The sequence below is a fragment of the Tsukamurella sputi genome, assembly GCF_007858445.1.
Taxonomy (GTDB): Bacteria; Actinomycetota; Actinomycetes; order Mycobacteriales; family Mycobacteriaceae; genus Tsukamurella; species Tsukamurella sputi.
Genome location: NZ_VIGV01000115.1, coordinates 1 through 603 on the forward strand (window position 1 = coordinate 1; position 603 = coordinate 603).

Consider the following 603-nt stretch of genomic DNA (forward strand, 5'->3'; position numbering starts at 1 on the left):
CCCACATGGTGTAGGTAATGGTATTAATCCTGATGTCTTAGTGAATGGTATCGATGCACTCTATAACTATCGTCGTCATGAAGCTGAGGCCGAGCAGACAACAAGCCTTACATCTCCTTATTGGGGGACTAGTTGGCAAGGTGATGGTGTTCCTACATTTGGTGCAGTCTACATTACAGGGTTTGTCTATTTAGAAGCAGGAAAAACTTATAAATATGCAGGTTCTGCCGATGATACCGGAATGATTATAATTGGTGATGTCTCACAACAATATGTCAGTTGGGCGGGCTTTAACCATGGTGTCAGATCAAGTACCTTTGAGGTAGAAGAGAGTGGTTTCTATACCTTTGATTTCTATATGTACAACCAAGATGGGGTAGGAAACTATAATTTTAAAGTAACTGAAGAGGATGGGAGCGATGTGAAGTACTATCCTTCAAAAGAGGCAATTGCAAAAGAGTTGCCGGACTTTGTTCAGTTAGATAGCCATCTTAATGATCCAGACGGTAATGGACGTGGCTTCTATAGTATGAAGTATGGTTACAAAGGCTCTGAGACAGATCAAATTAATTTAAGTAAGATTCAAGCCTCTTTAACAGATAG

The 603-nt window shown here is 40.3% G+C and carries 1 protein-coding gene; it reads left to right on the forward strand.

Annotated features, from left to right (window positions below; translation table 11 throughout):
- On the forward strand, positions 1 to 603 hold a 603-nt coding region (locus FK268_RS26025; protein WP_158636218.1), incomplete at both ends, for a hypothetical protein.